Here is a 14,401-nt window from a genome sequence, read left to right as displayed (position 1 = left end):
ATGAATTTTAAACTCCTATTTACCATTCAAGCAAATAAGGATTTAGAGGAACTTGAAAACAACAAAGGACTAGAAAAACGTTTAAAAACTGTAAGAAAGTCACTAGCATATTTGCAATCAAATCCTAGGCATCCCAGTTTAAACACTCACAAATATCATTCTATTAAAGGAGATAAAGGAGAAGAGATATTTGAAGCTTATGCTGAAAATAATACTCCTGCCGCTTATAGAATATTTTGGCACTATGGACCTAACAAAGATTATATTACTATTCTAGCAATCACTATGCACCCATAGTTAAAAATAAATTCAAATAAAACCAATGAAATCACTAGCCGCTAAAACTTACTTAATATTCCAAACAATCGCTAGAATAGCTTTATGCACATATGCATTGTTCTATAAACAGGTTTCGCTTATAGAATTGCCATTAGTGTTCATTTTCGGTTTAATTAACGATCTTATTTCTATAGCTTATTTCCTGCCGGTAATGTTAGTTTTAATATTGCTGGGCAACTTAGCATTATCAAGATTTAGACTAGTCTACACACCGCTTTGTTATTTATTTTATTGTGGTTTTATTGCTTCATTAATCTTTATTACAGCAGCTGAACTTACTTTTTGGGATGAGTTCGGCACTCGCTTTAATTTTATCGCCGTTGATTATCTAGTATATACTCATGAAATTATTGGCACAGTTAAAGAATCTATGCCCTATATAGAGATCATTAGCGGAATTCTAATAGTTAGTGCTATTATTACCTATATTTTACGGAAAGCTATTATTGATGCAGCATATAATATCAATAGAAAATGTTGTTTGGTTATGGCAGTTATCCTAGCATCAATTAGTTTTATAGCCTTTAAATTCTATAGTCCTGAAAAGCTAAATTTCCACTCTAATAAATATGCAGAAGAGCTTGCTAAAAATGGTCCCTATGAGATTTTTTCAGCTTATCTTAACAACAGCCTAAACTATAATAGCTTTTATCCTACTATTGATAATAAGCAAGCTTTAAGCATAATACGTGATAGCTTACAAAATAATAGTGACAAATTCATAAATGATGACTCTATCGAGCGTATTATTAGCTCTAAAAATCCGAATAAGCAAAAATATAACGTAGTCTTTATTACAGTAGAAAGCTTAAGTGCCAAGTTCATGAAAAGCTTTGGTAATAGCGATAACATTACTCCGTATTTAGATGCATTAGTAGATAAAGGTATGTTTTTTACAAATATATACGCTACTGGTACAAGAACAGTGCGAGGGCTTGAGGCTATAACTTTAACTATTCCTCCAACTCCAGGCTCGTCAATAGTGCGTAGACCTGACAACCAAAACTTATTCAATATCGGCACTGTGTTTAGGAATCAAGGATATAACACTAACTTTATCTTTGGCGGTTATAGTTATTTTGATAATTTACGTAATTATTTTGGCGGTAATCACTATAATATAATAGACCGAGGTAATCTAACAGCTCACGAGATAAGCTTTGCAAATGTATGGGGAGTAGCAGACGAGGATATCTTAAACAAGGCAATAGAGCAAGCTGATACAGATTATAAAGATGGTAAGCCGTTTTTCTCGTTAATTATGACTACTTCAAACCACCGACCTTATACTTTTCCTGATAATAGGATCGATCTACCATCAGGTGGTGGACGTAATGCAGCAGTTAAATATACCGATTATGCAATAAATAAGTTCCTAGAAACTGCTAAGACTAAAGAATGGTTTAACGATACTATCTTTGTGATTACTGCCGATCATTGTGCTTCAAGTGCCGGTAAAACGGAGTTACCTGTAGAGAAGTATCATATACCGCTAATTATCTATGCACCACAAATATTAAAGCCAAAAAAAATAGATAATCTAGCAAGTCAAATAGATATAGCCCCAACGATTTTCGGTTTACTCGGCTTTGAGTATAAAAGCAAATTATGGGGACAAGATATAATAAATAATCCGGCAAATAGAGCTTTTATTAGCACTTATCAGTTACTAGGATTTTTAAGAGACGAAAAGCTAGTAATCCTAAGTCCTAAACTACACCCGAAAACCTATATATTATTAGGAGAAGAAAAAGAAGAAATCCCCAATTCTATTAGCCTTACCGAAGAAGCTATTAGCTTCTATCAAACCGCATACGATTTTTACGTACAAGGTAAATTAGTTGAATAAAAGATACTGGTATTAAGTTATAATTATTTTTAAGAAAATTTAAGTCCGATTATAGATACTATTAAGGTAGTAACAAAAAATAAGCGTAATATAGATACCGGTTCATTGAAAACAAGTATACCTAATATAACTGTACCTGTTGCACCTATACCTGTCCATACGGCATATGCAGTACCCGTTGGGATCTTACCCAAGGTTTTAGCCAGATAGATAAAGCTTAAAGCTCCAAAAAATAAAGGCAAGTGAAGGTTTTAGTTTTGTCAAACCATCTGAATATCTTAATCTCCAAAACTTACGCTATGTTTGGTTCTAAATATCGTAAAGATGGAGAACGAAGCTGTTGTTGCATATAGTCATCTAAAAGCCCTAACTTTATTTGGTAGACCGTTTTACCTATTTTATTTGCAGTTCTTTTGAGAAAAGCCCAAACTAGAAATGCACAACTAATGTGATTACGTTGGATACGCTGTTTTCTGCATTGGCAACGTTCTATACCAGTCAGTTGCTTAATTTTTCTATGCATGCTCTCAATTACCCATCGCAAGCCAAACTCATCTTGTGCAGCTTTAGAAGATTTTTGAGTTTTGTTATTGGTAACAACATAATCAACTCTGTTGGTAGAAACAGTAAATGTTAAACAAATTAACATGCTTATTTTTGGCAAATCCTTTTATATGAATCTCCATTCCATTCTTAATTTCTTCATCTGAAAACGTCAACTTGCTAACAGCTTTATAAGGCTCGTAATCACACGTTTTACTAACATTTCTATTGGCTTTAATAGGGGCATAATAATATTTGCCCAAGGAGTCAACATGTTGCATAATTTTGTGTGTAGCATACCATGTGTCAAAAAGTACAGTTTGAAAAGGAATCTTTTTACTATAAACAGCATTATTGAACATCTTTAGTAGGTGATCTAGTTTCGTCGCTCCATCATGATCAGGTGAAAAAATGCGATAATCTATTACCCAAAACTTATCAATATCGGGGTTATAATATACAAGACTCACTACTCCTATACCGGTAGTAACTCCACCTGTAGCTCCACTATACTGCGATCTAGCAACCTCTATTTTCTTTGTGTTCCTTTTGTTTAACACCGTATCATCAAATATTGTATATCCGTTAGATGAAAAGATAACATCATTCTTAATGTGTTCCCATAACAAAGAAGGAGTATATTTTTCATTTTCTAAAAATCTATTAATAACATCATGGCTACATTTCTTGGCATGTTCAGCGTAGTAGGTTAAACTATAATTCTTTTGGCTAATTGTTAAAAATTGACAGTAATCTGTTCTATTAATTGGTATTGCTTGCAATCTGTTCCTCTTTGACATGTTTAATTATTCTTACAATAATTTATCACTCTTCCACTCATAGCGTAAGTTTTGAATTAAATCATACAAGACTATAATAGTACTTAAGCATAAAAGCAACTTTTCTCCTATTTATAAGAATAAATTACTATTAAAAACTATACTTTAACTTTATTAAAAAACTTCAATAATTTATATTAATAATCTCGATATAATATTAAATAGTATGAGCATAGATAATAAACTAAAAGAATTAATCTCTTAGGGTTTAATTCCCCGAAGGTCTGCTTCGTGATATACTAGATGCATGGAAGAAAGCAGTTATATACATAAAAGTGATAATGTCACAGTACTAATATATCATTTAGTAACACCGGCAAAGTATAGAAGAGTAATATTCAAAGAGGAACTAGACGATTATTTATGTAAAATTTGTGAGGACATAGAGGCTCGTTATGAAATTAGATTTTTGGAAATAGGAGTAGATAAAGATCATGTACATTTTTTACTACAGTCAATACCAATGTATAGCCCAACAAAAATAACTCAAATCATAAAAAGTATTACATCTAAGGAAATGTTTAAGAAATATCCAAATCTTAAAGAAAAATTATGGGGAAGTGAGTTTTGGAGTAAAGGATATTTTATGAGCACAGTAGGTAAACATGGTGATGAGCGGAAATTACGTAATTATACGCGAGTTTCGTATTCATAAAGTCGCTGTATAGCTGATAAATACTGGGTTACGGTGGATATTGATAATACTGTTTTTGTTATAAAATGGGCTTAAAATGCATAAATTTTCAGCAATTTGTCTTTTTTGACTCCAATTATTACAGTATGAAACTTATCCAATCTCCCAAAAGCCTTAAAAAATCAGGATTGTGGCAAATTCCTTAACTATAATTTAGGCATCTTAATACGAAACTCGCGTTAATTATGTAAAAAATCAAGGTTCAGGCAAACCTTCTTATAAAGCATTTCAACAAAAACAGTTAAAACTTTTTGGATAGATACCTCGTAGCTCTGCTGCGAGGAGTATCATTAATTGCTGCTTTCATTATTAAATAAGCTAATATTTACATATTTTTGAATAAACAAATTGATTTGTTGCAAATAATGGAGTATATAATATAGGAAATTAACTCTCGGGGCGTAGCGCAGCCTGGTAGCGCATCTGGTTTGGGACCAGAGGGTCGGGAGTTCAAATCTCTCCGCCCCGACCATTATGAATATAAATTAATGTCAAAAGACGATCTCATTCAGTTTACAGGTACAGTAATTGAGCTTGCACCTAACGCTACTTTTAGAGTGAAGTTGGAAAATGGTCATGTAATTATTGCTCACACCGCTGGTAGAATGCGTAAAAATCGTATTAGAATATTATTGGGTGATAAAGTTACAGTAGAAATGACCCCTTACGATTTAACTAAGGGACGTGTGATTCTTCGTCACCAATCTTAAGCATGCAATATCGATCAAAAAACCTACCTATAATACTAGCATCACAGTCACCTGCAAGGGTTGAGCTTCTTAAAAGAATTAAAATTACACCTGCACAAATTATTCCAGCAGATATAGACGAAACGCCTAATCTACGTGAATCACCAAATCACTTAGCTACAAGGCTTGCTTACGAAAAAGCTACAAAAGTTGCCTCTCAAATAGAAGATTCTGCTATTATCATAGCAGCAGATACTGTAACGGCACTTGGAAGAAGAATATTGCCCAAAGCAAGCAGTCCTGAAGAAGTAAGATATTGTATGAATATATTATCCGGACGTCGTCATCGTGTTTATACCGGTTTATGTATTATCAAAAAAGATAAAGATCAATTGGTAATTAGGCAGAAAATAGTCCAAACAGTCGTTAAGTTTAAAAGATTAAGTGAAGAAGAGCTAAATTTTTATTGCTCACTAGATGAGGGAATTGATAAAGCTGGAGGATGTAAAATCTCTGGTTATGCCGAAGCTTTCATTTCATTTATTGCTGGCTCTTATTCAAATGTTATGGGACTACCATTATTTGAAACAGTAAACTCCCTGAATTCTCTGGGATTTATAAGTTATAAATAAACATCATCTTACTTTTTGCACTGCCCGTGCGGATCAACTCAATCTTGTCATCCCGTGGCGACATTGTTGTGTGATTCCGATGTCATTCCTGCGAAAGCAGGAATCTAGTATAAAGCGAAATAACCTAAGCTTTTAATTTTAAAAATTTGCTGTATTTATGCTTTTTTCCTGGATTCCCGCTTTTAGCTAAGAATGACATATATGGCGGTTTTCGATTCACACGAGCAACAATAATCATTTCCCATTAATCAATTTTTTAAAGTAGCAAAACTTACGCTATGTTTGGTTCTAAATATCGTAAAGATGGAGAACGAAGCTGTTGTTGCATATAGTCATCTAAAAGCCCTAACTTTATTTGGTAGACCGTTTTACCTATTTTATTTGCAGTTCTTTTGAGAAAAGCCCAAACTAGAAATGCACAACTAATGTGATTACGTTGGATACGCTGTTTTCTGTATTGGCAACGTTCTATACCAGTCAGTTGCTTAATTTTTCTATGCATGCTCTCAATTACCCATCGCAAGCCAAACTCATCTTGTGCAGCTTTAGAAGATTTTTGAGTTTTGTTATTGGTAACAACATAATCAACTCTGTTGGTAGAAACAGTAAATTTAAACAAATTAACATGACGCGAGTTTCGTATTCAAAAAGTCGCTGTATAGCTGATAAACAGTGGGTTACGGGGATATTGATAATACTGTTTTTGTTATAAAGTGAGTACAAAATACAAATTGCTAATTAAAATATGGTATTTATAGTATAAGAAAAAAGTTTATAGGTTATTGAAAAAACTTTAAGAGCAATAACCTATGATAATGGATTTTACAGAAATATTTTGTTACGTCGATGATTTTTTTCAAGAATTAGACAAGCATACAAATTCAATTACTAACCATAACAACAAATCTGGTCCTAAAAGTCGACTTAACAGAAGTGAGGTAATAACAATTATAATAGGCTACTGGCAGTCATCTTATGATTGTTTTAAGAATTATTATCTGAAGCAAATATGGATTTATCATCAAAGAGATTTTCAATTAGTAAGCTATAGTCAATTTATAAAAATAATAGGTCCACATTTACCACTATTAGTACTGATATTCAATTCTATTTTGGATCAGTGTGATGGCCTTTCTTTTGTAGATTCAAGTAGTATAGAGGTATGTAAGAGATACCGTATTTCAATGAATAAAGTGTTCGCCGGCATAGCAGCACGCAGTAAGACAACAAAAGGTTGGTTCTATGGACTTAAACTACATCTAATAATTAATAGAGCCGGTGGTATAGTTAAAGCATCTTTTAGCCCTGGCAATAAGGATGATAGAAAACAGCTGGAACTGATGATCAAAAATCTTTTTGGTAAAGTATTCGGAGATCGTGGTTATATTTCACAACAATTATTTCAACAACTTTTAGAGCAAGGAATTTTTATGGTAACTAGGGTAAAGAAAAATATGAAAAATAAACTTATGTCTATGTTGGATAAAATATTATTGCTTAAAAGAGCATTAATAGAATCTGTGTTTAGTAAAATTAAACTATTGGGGAAGTTTGAGCATTCAAGGCATAGATCAGTTACAAATGCCTTTGTGCATATGGTTGCAGCACTGATAAATTATCAAATGTCTGATAATAAACCTTCTATTACATCTCTCTTGATATGCTAAATCCTATGCTATATTAATTCGAAACTCGCGTTAACATGCTTATTTTTGGCAAATCCTTTTATATGAATCTCCATTCCATTCTTAATTTCTTCATCTGAAAACGTCAACTTGCTAACAGCTTTATAAGGCTCGTAATCACACGTTTTACTAACATTTCTATTGGCTTTAATAGGGGCATAATAATATTTGCCCAAGGAGTCAACATGTTGCATAATTTTGTGTGTAGCATACCATGTGTCAAAAAGTACAGTTTGAAAAGGAATCTTTTTACTATAAACAGCATTATTGAACATCTTTAGTAGGTGATCTAGTTTCGTCGCTCCATCATGATCAGGTGAAAAAATGCGATAATCTATTACCCAAAACTTATCAATATCGGGGTTATAATATACAAGACTCACTACTCCTATACCGGTAGTAACTCCACCTGTAGCTCCACTATACTGCGATCTAGCAACCTCTATTTTCTTTGTGTTCCTTTTGTTTAACACCGTATCATCAAATATTGTATATCCGTTAGATGAAAAGATAACATCATTCTTAATGTGTTCCCATAACAAAGAAGGAGTATATTTTTCATTTTCTAAAAATCTATTAATAACATCATGGCTACATTTCTTGGCATGTTCAGCGTAGTAGGTTAAACTATAATTCTTTTGGCTAATTGTTAAAAATTGACAGTAATCTGTTCTATTAATTGGTATTGCTTGCAATCTGTTCCTCTTTGACATGTTTAATTATTCTTACAATAATTTATCACTCTTCCACTCATAGCGTAAGTTTTGGTAGTTGATTTTATATGGTCAGAAGTAATTTTCATTACTTTTTAAGGCTTTTATATCTAAAACGAAATCATTCTCATCATAGATAAAAATTTTAATTAGCTTGAGATATGATAAAGTACCAAGGATAATAGAGCGAAATAAGCCCAGGAAAGATTTTAGTAATTGTTTGTCAATTATAAGTATAATTTTATTGCATGGCGATTTGAATAAACTACGAATTAGAGTATAATAAGCATAAGATTTATAGGGCTTCTTAGCTAAAATAAACTCTATCATTAAATCCCTATCTATGCCATTTGGATAGATTTCTCGCAATAATTCTTCACTTTTAATAATAAAATCTAAATATGGCTCAATAAGGGCTATTCTTTTTTCTACAATATTGTTCATAGCGGTTTAATCTCCTTTAAATTAATTTAATTTTGATCACCAAAAAAGCAAATCCTAATTGGTGACCGGGGAGTTCGAAAACCGTCGACAAGAACAGCTGAGTAGCTTTTAGGCTTAAAGTATTAACTTTAAGCCCTGAACATGGCTACAACCTCCCCGACCCTGATATGATCGAGGAAAATCATTTAAAGGCTGATTTAAACCTCTTGCCGTTAGGGTTTCGACACCCAAGAACAGCCTTTAGCTGCTCCAAAATGATTCTAGGCAAAACTTTAAATAAGTCAATCTGATTTTGTAAGCTTTTAACTGCAATTTAGATAAACAATTGTAGAAAACCAAAGCGGAGCGTATACTTAATACGTGAGCACCACAGTGCTTATAGAACGACGACGCCAATTTTTCAAGTTCATCAAGTCTACGCTATTTTTTGATATTCAAAATATATCTTCCTAACCGCATAAATCCAAGCAAGGCATACAAAAGTAAATACCACCATTAGAACAGGTGAGATAGAGGTAAAAGTTGCAGTTGGGACTATGGTAAATATAATAGATTGTACAAGCCCACTTGATGATTTACCAACTTTTGCACTTATCACGTCAACAGCAGCTTTACCTTTCGTTTTTAACTCTTGATCAAGAGGGATATATAGCATTTCTCTTGAAGTATCCCATATAGAATACTTTGTTCCCTTAGCTAAAATATTCTGAATCCCGCCAATAGATACAGCAAGGGCAAGAGGTGACATTAGAATTGCTCCATCAAATAATGAGAGAATTTTTTGATCAAATACAATAAGCACAAAGAATAAAACACCGGTAACCATTATTATCACAGGTGAGATTACGGCAGCAACAAACCAGTTGTGCATACGCATAACATTATTACCGATAATAGTCATAACCATAATGGCAACGCCGGTCCAAAGTATATATAGACTGTTGAATTCAGCATAAGTATTAACAGTTGGGTATAGCTCCTTAATTTTTGCTTTCCATACGGCTTCAACTAAATTAATAGCAAAACCAAATGCTGCCGAACAGATTAAAAGTAGCCATAAATATTTAGATTTTGCAATATATTCAAAGCTTTTAATAATCCCCATACGCTCGGAAGTTGACCGCCCACTTTTTGCCTTGGCGTAAAATAATGGATTGGTAAAAACATTTCTGCTAATAAAACGAATTAGTAGACAACAAATAACTGCAACGATTGTAACCAAAATAGTTGATATTTGTACTAAAGTGATTTTGCTGTCAGAAATATTTATAAAGTGCTTCACAATAGTTTCTTCAGATGATAAATTCATCATTAAGAAGCCAACCAATATTAAAGATGAATTACCGAATAACGAGAAAAGCGTATAGAATCTTTTAGCTTCTTCAGTAGTAGTAAGCTCATTAGCGAATTGCCAAAATAATAATACATAAAAAATATTAGGCCAAAGCTCGGCAAGACTATAATATACTATATAACCCCAATTACCTATTAATGATATATACCATTTAAAATGCGGGTAGCGTTCCATCCAATCAGCTAGATGGTCCGGATGTACATGAAAAACATGAATATTAGGATAGATAACAAAAGCAAATAAAACAAAGAAACCGATAAAAAATGCAGTTAAATAATAAAAAATCTTCTCAAAAGTGAGATGATTAATCATTTTAGCATAAATAATTAAAAATAAAGCAGCTGCAGGTGTAACACAATAAACTTTAGCAAAACCGGCTATCTCTGCACTGATTTCAGAAATTAAAATGCTATCTTTTAATATGCGTAAAATATTTTGATTGAATAAAATGCAAAACATCAAGGCACTCATCGGAATAAACTTTCCGAGTTCGTAATTATGAATAGGCCAAAAAGCGGCTCTAAATTTGGTTTTAAACGGTCGCGATGATGAGGTACTTAGCATTATAAGACCCTAGGGACAAAAAAAAAACTTAAGCACTTCGAGATTTTATAAAAAGATATTTTCTCTAAAAAATTTAGAGGCTATATACTGTTTTGTTACATTCTGAAGATGCGAAAGTTTATATAATATTTTTGGTTCAATGTCAAGAAAGATTAATATAATATAAGAAAGTTAGGATGCAGAATAACTATAAATATCAGGAATATTTTGACCTATATAATAGTTACACAAAAAATCATAATTTAGGTAATAGATATTTAGAAACGGGGGAGATAATAAAGCAAACTGAATATTATAGGTTAGTGTATTATTGCTCAACCAATGTCATACCGCGGCTTGACCGCGGTATCTTTCATCACAGGCTGCATTCTGAGATCCCGCGATTGAGTAGCGGGATGACAAATAAACACATTAAGACATTCCTAATCATCCCTTCCATTTTCAATTCACCGGAAATATTTTTCTTAAGCCGCAATAAAAGCTTTATAGAGAATTTAAGAGAACAGGGTGAAGTTTATTTAATAGATTGGTTAGAGGTTAAAGAATCAAACTATTTATTAGATGATTACGTACATAAAATAGTTGAAGTTATAAATAATTTAAATGTGAATAATATTAATTTGATAGGGCATTGTATCGGCGGCAATCTTGCAATAGCTGCAAATATAATCGCATCTAAATCTATAAAAACTTTAACTTTACTAACCTGCCCTTGGGATTTTTCTCACTTCTTTTATGTAAAAATGTTGCATCAATATTTGAAGCTAGATGCTTACATAGAAAATTTGCCGTTAATTCCCAAAATTCATATTCAGATTTTATTTTTTCTGCTATTCCCTGATTATTTTCAGGTTAAGCTGGATAAATTTTTTTCCTTAACTTCCGAAAAAGAGCAAGAACTAGCTTTCAGAATTGAAAACTGGCTAATGTCCGGTCATGATATACCGAGCGACACTTATAATCAGATTATGCAGAATATATTAGGTGAAAATATGTTTATGAATTTAAAATGGAAAGTAGGTGGCACAGTAATTGACCCAGGCGTAATTAACTGCCCTGTATATATCGTAGCTGCAAAAAATGATCAAATAGTGCCTGAATCTTCTATTTTATCTTTGCAAAAATTGTTTAAAAACTCTACTCTTATAGAAGTACCAGGCGGACATATTAGTTATTTGATAAATAATAAACTAGCGGATTTATTTTAACATTAAGGTCATCCCGTAGCTTGTCCACGGGATGACATCGAAGACAATTCTTGAGCCATGCGGGCAATGCCGCCACGGAATGACAGGAATGTAACAAATATTATTTTTAAGGAGTATATATCATGATAAAACCGGTTTACATCACTCATGCGAAAAGAACGGCTTTCGGTTCGTTTATGGGTAGTCTTAGTACTACTCCTGCACCGATGATTGCAACGCATTTAATAAAAGATATTCTGCAAAATAGTAAAATTGATCCGGCTTTAATAAATGAGGTAATACTTGGACAGGTGATAACGGGGGGTAGCGGACAAAATCCGGCAAGACAAACTCTAATTCATGCAGGTATCCCTAAAGAAGTACCAGGATATACGATCAATAAAGTTTGCGGTTCAGGTCTTAAAACTGTAGCACTTGCAGCAGCCTCAATTATGACTGGTGATAACGATATCGTGATAGCAGGCGGGCAGGAAAATATGTCGCTTGGTATGCATGGCAGTTATATAAGAGCAGGAGCTAAATTCGGTGATATTAAAATGGTTGATCTAATGCAATATGATGGATTAACTGATGTATTCTCAGGAGTATTTATGGGTATTACTGCTGAAAATATTTCAAAGCAATTTAATATTACTAGAGAGCAACAAGATGAATTTGCCTTAAGCTCACATCAAAAAGCTGCAAAAGCCCAGAAAGCCGGAATATTTAAAGATGAGATTTTGCCTATTGAAGTAACTGTCAAGAAAACTACTAGCTTATTTGATCATGATGAGACAGTTAGACCTGACACTACCCTTGAGATTTTAGGTAAATTACGCCCTGCATTCGATAAAAATGGTACTGTTACTGCCGGTAATGCTTCATCAATTAATGATGGTGCTGCGTGCCTTATGGTAGTGTCTGAAGAGGCTCTAAAAAAGCATAATCTAACTCCTCTTGCTCGTATTGTTTCTTATGCTCAAGCCGGTGTTGATCCAAGTATTATGGGGACTGCTCCCGTTCCTGCCTCTCAAAAAGCTCTAAGCAAAGCCGGTTGGAGCATTAACGATCTAGATCTTATTGAAGTAAATGAGGCTTTTGCCGCTCAAAGTATTTATGTTAATCGTGAAATGAAATGGGATATGAATAAGGTTAATGTGAATGGCGGAGCAATAGCAATCGGACATCCGATCGGTGCTAGCGGCGGACGTGTTCTTGTTACTTTAATACATGGATTAAGAATAAATAAAGCTAAAAAAGGCTTGGTAACACTATGTATCGGTGGCGGTATGGGTATAGCTATGTGCGTTGAAACGATTTAAATATAACTTGTCATTTAATAAAAAATGCCATATTATAAAAAATGTTAATTATGTATAATAATCATAAAAGGGAAAATGTGGAAAGAGTATTAACTAGCATGGATCAACATGGCAGAGTGCTTATACCTGCGCCAATCAGAGTAAGGTTTAATATGCACCCTGGTGAAAAAATAACTATAAAAATTGAAAATAATGAAGTAAAAATTATAAACTCTGATAATGTAATTGATGAAATCCATAAGATTTTTATGAAAAACCAACATAATAAAAAAATTTCCATAGTAGATGATTTTATAGCTAATAAACGTCAAGAATATTTCATAGAAGAAGCAAGAAGTAAAAAATAATGTCAAAAATAATATTTGATGCATCGGCATTAATTGCTTTATTTGCTAAGGAAAAAGGTTATCTTTTTATTAAAAAGCACATGAAAGATGGAATTATTTCAAGCGTGAACATTGCTGAGGTGTACAAATATTGTATAGAAATGCAAGGCTTAAAGAAAGAAGATGCTGAGACTATTATTAAATTATCAGATATAAAAATTATAGATTTTTGTCATGATCAAGCTCTAATTAGTGCAAGTATTATTAATAAAACCAAAGCTTATGGTTTATCACTTGGAGATAGAGCATGTATTGCACTTGCCATATTTAAAAATTATCCCATTCTTACTTGCGATAAAATTTGGGAAAAACTAGAATTAGATATTCAATTTATTATGGCACGATAATTAAATAGGTAATAATGACTATAGTGTGTCGTGATATATATCTGATATAATATCCCTACAACCTAATAATGCATCATTGCAGTGTGTCATTATATTTACAGACTCACGAAATACCGAAAAATCAGAAAATGCTTCCGGTTCGTAATTCTTCCAATAATTTTCAGCTTCTTCTATATTATTACAAGCACGCTTTAGCTTCTGACCGAAATGCTCAAAAATATTTCCTAAGTTTTTTGCCCAGCTCCACGCTATAAGATAGTTAGGATTAGAATCTGTAGAATCTTTAAGAGAATTTAGCTTAAAATACTCTAATAGATTAGAAAAGTTATCGATGAATTTATGAGAAGTTAGTGATTTATCCGGTACATATTCAGAATCAATTTTGTGAAATATTTTTAACCTTTTTAAGCATATAGGTATTTCCTTAGCAAGCTCTACATAACGAGAAGCAGGATATTTTGTGCTATGAAAATTAAAATTTTGACTATTACCTATCCTGTCTGTATCCTTGATTGAATATGCGGTAGTATCATCAATTAAACAAGAAAATATATAACTTACGGCAGCTAATTGCATGGTTGGTGACCAGTTTGTAGGATTCCAAGAAGACCAGACACTAGAGGCTATATATTTAATGACTTCCTTATTATTATCCATTACACTTGCTCCTTTCAATTTAAATTGAAAAAAATATATTGAATGAATTTATAAAAAATACAAAAAGATTTATTAAGAATAATTAGCAATTTAGTAATAAATGTGTGAATTATACACATATCTTAGAGCCTGTCTTGAAAAGATATAAGAAATAATT

General features: G+C 32.6%; 14 protein-coding genes, 1 tRNA gene and 3 pseudogenes. 11 read left to right on the top strand and 7 right to left on the bottom strand.

Annotation, left to right across the window (positions count from 1 at the left end; genetic code table 11):
- Positions 1-297 (top strand): hypothetical protein, encoded by a 297-nt coding sequence (locus ACOAL3_RS09890; protein ID WP_419235676.1) that lies wholly within the window; start codon positions 1-3, stop codon positions 295-297.
- A 193-nt stretch (positions 298-490) separates the two neighbouring features.
- Positions 491-2,188: an LTA synthase family protein gene (locus tag ACOAL3_RS09885; protein WP_419234964.1), complete on the top strand. Its 1,698-nt coding sequence runs from the start codon at positions 491-493 to the stop codon at positions 2,186-2,188.
- A gap of 29 nt (positions 2,189-2,217) precedes the next feature.
- Here the strand turns inward: ACOAL3_RS09885 and ACOAL3_RS09880 are convergent, their stop codons facing one another.
- Both ACOAL3_RS09880 and ACOAL3_RS09870 read right to left on the bottom strand, forming a co-directional pair.
- Positions 2,218-2,382 (bottom strand): DMT family transporter, encoded by a 165-nt coding sequence (locus ACOAL3_RS09880; RefSeq protein WP_419235647.1) that lies wholly within the window; start codon positions 2,380-2,382, stop codon positions 2,218-2,220.
- 98 nt (positions 2,383-2,480) lie between these two features.
- Positions 2,481-3,513 (bottom strand): annotated as a pseudogene (locus tag ACOAL3_RS09870) (IS701 family transposase).
- Between the two features lie 304 nt (positions 3,514-3,817).
- Between ACOAL3_RS09870 and tnpA the strand changes: the two are divergent.
- The 4 genes from tnpA (at position 3,818) to ACOAL3_RS09850 (ending at position 5,585) form a co-directional block, all read left to right on the top strand.
- Positions 3,818-4,225, top strand: a complete 408-nt coding sequence (gene tnpA / locus ACOAL3_RS09865; RefSeq protein ID WP_419234963.1) for an IS200/IS605 family transposase — start codon at positions 3,818-3,820, stop codon at positions 4,223-4,225.
- A 434-nt stretch (positions 4,226-4,659) separates the two neighbouring features.
- Positions 4,660-4,736, top strand: a tRNA-Pro gene (locus ACOAL3_RS09860).
- Between the two features lie 16 nt (positions 4,737-4,752).
- Positions 4,753-4,974, top strand: a complete 222-nt coding sequence (gene infA / locus ACOAL3_RS09855) for a translation initiation factor IF-1 (RefSeq protein ID WP_011476840.1) — start codon at positions 4,753-4,755, stop codon at positions 4,972-4,974.
- A gap of 2 nt (positions 4,975-4,976) precedes the next feature.
- Positions 4,977-5,585 carry a Maf family protein gene (locus tag ACOAL3_RS09850; protein WP_395477068.1) on the top strand — a complete coding sequence of 203 codons (609 nt, stop codon included), beginning with the start codon at positions 4,977-4,979 and terminating at the stop codon, positions 5,583-5,585.
- Positions 5,586-5,856: 271 nt separating this feature from the next.
- Here ACOAL3_RS09850 and ACOAL3_RS10980 read toward each other — a convergent pair.
- Positions 5,857-6,216: pseudogene (locus tag ACOAL3_RS10980) on the bottom strand (transposase); the annotation flags it as partial.
- Positions 6,217-6,394: 178 nt separating this feature from the next.
- Here ACOAL3_RS10980 and ACOAL3_RS09840 point away from each other — a divergent pair.
- The gene (locus ACOAL3_RS09840; RefSeq protein ID WP_419234519.1) at positions 6,395-7,252 is read left to right on the top strand and encodes an IS982 family transposase; all 858 of its coding nucleotides are present in this window, start codon (positions 6,395-6,397) and stop codon (positions 7,250-7,252) included.
- A gap of 29 nt (positions 7,253-7,281) precedes the next feature.
- Here the strand turns inward: ACOAL3_RS09840 and ACOAL3_RS09835 are convergent.
- The 3 genes and pseudogenes from ACOAL3_RS09835 to tlc5 form a co-directional block, all read right to left on the bottom strand.
- A pseudogene (locus tag ACOAL3_RS09835) lies at positions 7,282-7,965 on the bottom strand (transposase family protein); the annotation flags it as partial.
- A gap of 90 nt (positions 7,966-8,055) precedes the next feature.
- A complete protein-coding gene (locus ACOAL3_RS09830) occupies positions 8,056-8,427 on the bottom strand; it encodes a hypothetical protein (protein WP_419234961.1) in 372 nt (123 codons plus the stop codon).
- Between the two features lie 415 nt (positions 8,428-8,842).
- A complete protein-coding gene (gene tlc5 / locus ACOAL3_RS09825; RefSeq protein WP_419234960.1) occupies positions 8,843-10,345 on the bottom strand; it encodes a GTP/GDP exchange transporter Tlc5 in 1,503 nt (500 codons plus the stop codon).
- 176 nt (positions 10,346-10,521) lie between these two features.
- Here tlc5 and ACOAL3_RS09820 point away from each other — a divergent pair, with 176 nt between their 5' ends.
- From ACOAL3_RS09820 to ACOAL3_RS09805, 4 genes are all read left to right on the top strand, one after another.
- The gene (locus ACOAL3_RS09820) at positions 10,522-11,553 is read left to right on the top strand and encodes an alpha/beta fold hydrolase (RefSeq protein WP_419234959.1); all 1,032 of its coding nucleotides are present in this window, start codon (positions 10,522-10,524) and stop codon (positions 11,551-11,553) included.
- Positions 11,554-11,675: 122 nt separating this feature from the next.
- Positions 11,676-12,854 (top strand): acetyl-CoA C-acetyltransferase, encoded by a 1,179-nt coding sequence (locus ACOAL3_RS09815; protein ID WP_395477064.1) that lies wholly within the window; start codon positions 11,676-11,678, stop codon positions 12,852-12,854.
- Positions 12,855-12,895: 41 nt separating this feature from the next.
- The gene (locus ACOAL3_RS09810) at positions 12,896-13,201 is read left to right on the top strand and encodes an AbrB/MazE/SpoVT family DNA-binding domain-containing protein (protein ID WP_419234958.1); all 306 of its coding nucleotides are present in this window, start codon (positions 12,896-12,898) and stop codon (positions 13,199-13,201) included.
- Positions 13,201-13,587, top strand: a complete 387-nt coding sequence (locus ACOAL3_RS09805; protein WP_419234957.1) for a type II toxin-antitoxin system VapC family toxin — start codon at positions 13,201-13,203, stop codon at positions 13,585-13,587. The genes ACOAL3_RS09810 and ACOAL3_RS09805 overlap by 1 nt, the downstream gene beginning before the upstream one ends.
- 18 nt (positions 13,588-13,605) lie before the next feature.
- Here the strand turns inward: ACOAL3_RS09805 and ACOAL3_RS09800 are convergent, their stop codons facing one another.
- A complete protein-coding gene (locus ACOAL3_RS09800) occupies positions 13,606-14,244 on the bottom strand; it encodes a hypothetical protein (protein ID WP_419234956.1) in 639 nt (212 codons plus the stop codon).
- Positions 14,245-14,401 lie beyond the last annotated feature (157 nt).

It is taken from the genome of Rickettsia endosymbiont of Nabis limbatus, assembly GCF_965196655.1.
Classification (GTDB): Bacteria; Pseudomonadota; Alphaproteobacteria; order Rickettsiales; family Rickettsiaceae; genus Rickettsia.
This window is presented reverse-complemented; position numbering and strand designations above follow the sequence as displayed.